The organism is Bradyrhizobium sp. SHOUNA76 (genome assembly GCF_023006445.1).
In the GTDB taxonomy this organism is placed as follows: Bacteria; Pseudomonadota; Alphaproteobacteria; order Rhizobiales; family Xanthobacteraceae; genus Bradyrhizobium.
The window spans coordinates 1-5,000 of the sequence record NZ_JALBHA010000160.1 but is presented as its reverse complement, the minus strand read 5'-3'; the positions used below and the strand labels follow the sequence as shown (position 1 = coordinate 5,000).

Below are 5,000 nucleotides of genomic sequence, written 5' to 3'. Positions count from 1 at the left end.
TCGCCGTTCAGCATGCCGAGTGATTCACCACCGAGCCGATCATATCGCGGCCGGCTCACGACTCGGCGCTCCCTTTCAGATCGAACACCGGAGCCACGAGTTCACAGGCCATTCACGTCGAGGCCGATAATCGAAATCCCGGCTGTGACTTTGCCAATCAGAGATCCGAGGAGACTTCCATGCCAGCATTGCTTCGTCCCGCTCTCGCCGCGCTCGGCGTTGCGTGCCTTCTGTCCGCCGCATCGTTTGCCTCTTCCGGTGTGGCGTTCGCACAGGCCAAGCCGCAGACGGCGCCGAGCCAGGCAGCCCCCGCTCCACAAGCCGCGCCTGCGCAGCAGGCTCCAGCGCTCAAGCAGATCGCGCTGACCGACAAGCAGCTCGACGGCGTGCTCGCCGCGCAAAAAGATATGGACGTGATCACGGAAAAACTCCCCGAGAACACCGCGCCCGACCAGAAGGTGGTCGCGCAGCTCGAGGAGGTCGCCAAGAAGCACGGCTTTGCCGGCTATGACGACTACAACAACGTCGTCGATAACATCAGCCTCGTGATCGGCGGCTTCGACCCCGCGACCAAGAAATATGTCGGCGTTGACGCGGTGATCAAGGCGCAGATCGCCCAGATCCAGGCCGACAAGAAGATGCCGGCCAAGGACAAGAAGGAAGCGCTCGACGAGCTCAACGAAGCACTGAAGACGCCGACGCCCGCCGTCGAGAACAAGGGCAACATCGATCTCGTTGGCAAGTACTACGACAAGCTGGTCGCCGCACTCGGGGATGATGAGAACTGAGGACGTTTGTGGCGCGGGTTGCTCGCGCCGCGCATCTAAGCCGTAGGGTGGGCAAAGCGAAGCGTGCCCACGCGTCTGTCCAAGCTGAGAGAACGTGGGCACTGCGCGCTTCGCGCGCCTTTGCCCACCCTACGAGACCTTCATCCTCGCAAAAAGCCCCGGAGACATCTCCGGGGCTTTTGTCGTTTTGCGCTTCGCGACGCGGTACGCTTACGTCCGCGTCCGCATCCGCATCATGAAGCTGTCGAAGCTGAGCTCGGCGACCTGCATCCAGGCGAGCGAGTCGCTGCGATAGGCCGTGAGGCTCGCATACATCTTGCCGAAATGCGGGTTGCTCTTGGCGAGATCGGCGTAGATCTCGCTGGCTGCACCGTAGCAGGCTTCGAGCACCTCCTGGGGGAAAGGCTTGAGGATCGCGCCGACAGACAGCAGCCGCTTGAGCGCCGGCGGATTGACCGAGTCGTACTTGCCGGTCACCCAGGTGAAGGTGTCGAGCGAGGCCGCAGAAATCGCCGCCTGATAGTGCTTCGGCAGCGCGTTCCACTTGTCTAGATTCATGATGTTATGGCCTTGACCGGTGCCTTCCCACCAGCCCGGATAGTAATAGTACTTCGCCACCTTCACGAAGCCGAGCTTCTCGTCGTCATACGGGCCCACCCATTCGGCCGCGTCGATCGTGCCCTTCTCCAGCGCAGGATAGATGTCGCCGGCCGCGATCTGCTGCGGCACGCCGCCGAGCTTCGAGATGATGGTGCCGGCGAAACCGCCGACTCGGAATTTCAGGCCCTTGAGATCGTCGACGGTCTTGATCTCCTTGCGGAACCAGCCGCCCATCTGGGCACCCGTCGAACCCGTGGGAACGCCGATGGCATTGTGCTCCTTCAGGAGGTCGTTCAGCATCTCCTGCCCGCCGTTCCACAACAGCCAGGAAATGTGCTGGCGCGTGTTGAGACCGAACGGCAGCGAGGTGCCGAAGGTGAATGCCGGGTTCTTGCCCCAATAATAGTAGAGCGCAGTGTTGCCGATCTCGACGGTGCCGTTGGAGACGGCGTCGAGCACTTGCAGGCCCGGCACGATCTCGCCGGCAGCAAAGGGCTGGATCTGGAAACGGTTGTCGGTGATCTCAGCGACGCGCTTGCAGAAATATTCGCACCCGCCATAGAGCGTATCGAGTGATTTCGGCCAGCTCGCCGCGAGGCGCCATTTCACTTCGGGCATCGATTGTGCAATTGCGGGCGCAGCAACGGCACTGGCGGCCAGGCCCAGCCCGCCTGCCGTCAGGAATTTACGACGTTCCATGTAGTCCCTCCCTGTATTGTCGAGTCCTCGACGAGGGATCGCGATCTTGCCGTCGCGTTGTCTTCGCCGGTGGCCGACGTTTTTTTAGCGTCCGAAATTCTGTGTTCCCGGATCGAGGGCAGGATGACCAAAGGGGAATCGCAAATCAAGCGCACTTTGGTTGGGCTTGCGATGGCGCCGATCAATGCTGCGCTGCGAACGCGGTTTCCATGGCCTTGCGCGTCTTCACGGTCTCATTGCCGGCGTCGAACTCGACATCGCTCCAGCGCACCACCGCCCCGTGCGCGACGTCATGCTTCAGCTTCACGCGGTGGGCGAGGCCGATGGGCAGCGCGCCAGCCTTCAGGCTCGCGGCCGCCGGTACCAGCTTGCCCCACACCGTGTAGCCGCCTTCGCCGTCCAGCATCTCGCCCGCGCGCAGATTGCGCTTGGCCACTGCCGCGACGTCGCCGCGGAAGCCGCTGGCCTGGCCAGTCGGTTCGCCTCGCAGCGCCGCGGATAGCACCGAGATGTTCAGCTCGAGCCCGATCAGATGATAGGGCTTGTACATGGCTGCGAAGCGCCCGCTGGAATCGGTCTTGAGGCCGTATTGCCTGAAGCAGCCGGCGGCGTAGTCGTTCGGCGCCTCCAGCACGACATAGACGCCCCAGCGCAGGTCGCGAAACACCGGCCGTCCGTCGCGCTCCAGCGAGGAGACGACTTCGACCACGCCGGGTCGCTCCAGCACGCCTCCGCGCGAGCGCGGCCGCATGATGTGCGGCAGATCGTCGACGCCGCAGGGCGGAAACAGAAGGCCGTCCGCGGGCACGTCGAGAGCGCAGGCGTTCGCGATTGCGGCCATCTCGATCGCCGATTTGGTGCCGTCGAGAAACGAGTTGAACATCTGCGGATTCATGCCGGCCGACTGCGCTTCGCCTGCGGTCAGGCCGTAATGCTGCCAGACGCCGTCCGGCGTCACGTCGTGATAGGCCGGCAGATATTTCGTGCCCTTGCCGGCAGCCACGACGCGAAAACCGGTGGCGCGGGCCCAATCGACCATCTCCGCCGTCAGCGCCGGCTGGTCGCCATAGGCGAGCGAATAGACCACGCCCGCCTTGCGCGCTTCCTCGGCGAGCAGCGGGCCCGCAAGCACGTCGGCTTCGACATTCACCATCACGATATGCTTGCCCGCCGCGATCGCGGCGCGCGCATGCTTGATCCCCACGGCCGGATTGCCGGTCGCCTCCACCACCACGTCCATCGCGCCGCCGGCGATGGCGCGCACGCCGTCATCGGTGAAGACGGTCGCCGCGATACGCTCCGAGTCCCAACCGACGGTGCGGCACGCCTCGCGCGCGCGCTCGCGGTCGATATCGATGATGATGGGCACCTCCAGCCCCGGCGTGTGCGGCACCTGCGCCAGAAACATCGAGCCGAATTTGCCCGCGCCGATCAGCGCGACACGAACGGGCTTGCCGGCGGAGGCGCGGGCCTGGAGGAGGCGGAAGAGGTTCATGGGGGAAATCCAGTATGACTATCGTGTCCCGGACAAGGCGCAGCGTGCAACGCTGCGCCGCAGAGCCGGGACCCAGTGTGAGGGAATTCGGCGTGGCATGGGCCCCGGCTCTGCAGCGCAGCGCTGAAGAAGCGCTGCACTGCGTCCGGGGCACCAGACCGTTTACTCCGCCGCCTGTCGCGGCGCGCGGGCGAGGCGCAGCAGCGCATCGTCATCCACGGTCTTGATCGGTGCAAAATCGCGATGGGCGATGTACTCCGGCCGCGTCGGAGTTCGAATGTAGTTCGAAACCGCGTTCAGCGTCAGGTACACGATCTTGCGCGGGTAGGGCGTGATGTTGCCGCTCGAGCCGTGCACCAGATTGCCATGGAACATCAGCATGCCGCCGGGCTTGCCGGTGGGCGCCACGATTCCGCCCTGCTCGACCAGCCGCGTCACGGTGGCCTCGTCCAGCGTCCAAAGCGGATAGGAGGTGGTGGCGAGGTCGTGCGAGGCTTGGAGATCGCCCGCGTTCTGGCTGCGCGGCACCAGCATCAAGGGGCCGTTGATCGGCATGACCTCGTCGAGGAAGATCGCGATGTTCATCGCACGCGGCTCCGGCATGCCGTCGTCGCGCTTCCAGGTGCCGTAATCCTGGTGCCATTGCCAGACGTCGCCTGTGAAGGCCGATTTCGCGTTGATCTTGAACTGGTGCATGTAGACCGGTTCGCCGAACAATTGCTCGACCGGGTCGATCATGCGCGGATGCGCGCCGAGGATGCCGAATGCCTCGTTGTAGAGATGCGCGGCAAAAGCCGTGCGCGGCGCGCCGCTTTTCTCGCGCCAGACTTCCGGCCGGTTGGCGCCGTAGATGCCGACCGCCTCGCGCGCCAGCAGATCGACCTCCTCCTGTCTGAACAGCTCGGGCAAGAACAGCCAGCCCTCACGGTGGAAGAACTCCAATTGCTCCTGAGACAGTTTCATGGGTCGTCCTCCTGTTTTGATTTTTTTTCGTCGTTCCGGGGCGATGCGAAGCATCGAACTCAGGTGCGCAATTGCGCACCGTAATGGCGCTTTGCGCGTCCGGAATGACGGCGTGTGTTGCAGCTACGCCGCCGCCTCGTCGCTCGCCCGCAATCTCTCCTCGGTCATCCGTCCCGCCGTCTGCGCATGCGCCAACGCCGCGCGTTCGGCTGCCTCGGCGTCGCCCGCGAGAATGTGCTTGGCGATGTCGGCATGTTCAGCCCAGGCGCTGCCGCGATAGTCGAGCTCCGACAGCACCGTCGCCATCGAGCGGCGCATATGCGGCCATTGCGGCGCGATCGTCTCCTCGATCACGGGGTTGCCGGCGAGCTGATAGATCGCGCGGTGAAAATCGACATCGAGCGCGATGAGCGCGGCGAGCGTCGTCGTGCGGTCGATGCCGCTGCCGGCGGCAA

At 64.4% G+C, this 5,000-nt stretch carries 5 protein-coding genes; 1 reads left to right on the top strand and 4 read right to left on the bottom strand.

Annotation, left to right across the window (positions count from 1 at the left end):
* Positions 1-179 precede the first annotated feature (179 nt).
* Entirely contained in the window at positions 180-788 is a 609-nt protein-coding gene (locus MOV74_RS18145) for a hypothetical protein (protein ID WP_246925158.1), read from the top strand.
* A 210-nt stretch (positions 789-998) separates the two neighbouring features.
* On the opposite strand, the gene MOV74_RS18140 is transcribed toward MOV74_RS18145, so the two are convergent.
* The 4 genes from MOV74_RS18140 to MOV74_RS18125 all read right to left on the bottom strand — a co-directional run.
* Positions 999-2,087 (bottom strand): TRAP transporter substrate-binding protein, encoded by a 1,089-nt coding sequence (locus tag MOV74_RS18140; protein ID WP_246925156.1) that lies wholly within the window; start codon positions 2,085-2,087, stop codon positions 999-1,001.
* A gap of 181 nt (positions 2,088-2,268) precedes the next feature.
* A complete protein-coding gene (locus MOV74_RS18135) occupies positions 2,269-3,582 on the bottom strand; it encodes an NAD(P)H-dependent oxidoreductase (protein ID WP_246925154.1) in 1,314 nt (437 codons plus the stop codon).
* Between the two features lie 162 nt (positions 3,583-3,744).
* Positions 3,745-4,545, bottom strand: a complete 801-nt coding sequence (locus MOV74_RS18130) for a phytanoyl-CoA dioxygenase family protein (RefSeq protein ID WP_246925150.1) — start codon at positions 4,543-4,545, stop codon at positions 3,745-3,747.
* A gap of 123 nt (positions 4,546-4,668) precedes the next feature.
* A partial coding sequence (locus MOV74_RS18125; protein WP_246925148.1) for an FCD domain-containing protein occupies positions 4,669-5,000 on the bottom strand: 332 nt, incomplete at its 5' end.

Coding starts and splice junctions, on each gene's coding strand:
- MOV74_RS18145 (WP_246925158.1), top strand. CDS start 180: ATGCCAGCATTGCTTCGTCCCGCTCTCGCCGCGCTCGGCGTTGCGTGC.
- MOV74_RS18140 (WP_246925156.1), bottom strand. CDS start 2,087: ATGGAACGTCGTAAATTCCTGACGGCAGGCGGGCTGGGCCTGGCCGCC.
- MOV74_RS18135 (WP_246925154.1), bottom strand. CDS start 3,582: ATGAACCTCTTCCGCCTCCTCCAGGCCCGCGCCTCCGCCGGCAAGCCC.
- MOV74_RS18130 (WP_246925150.1), bottom strand. CDS start 4,545: ATGAAACTGTCTCAGGAGCAATTGGAGTTCTTCCACCGTGAGGGCTGG.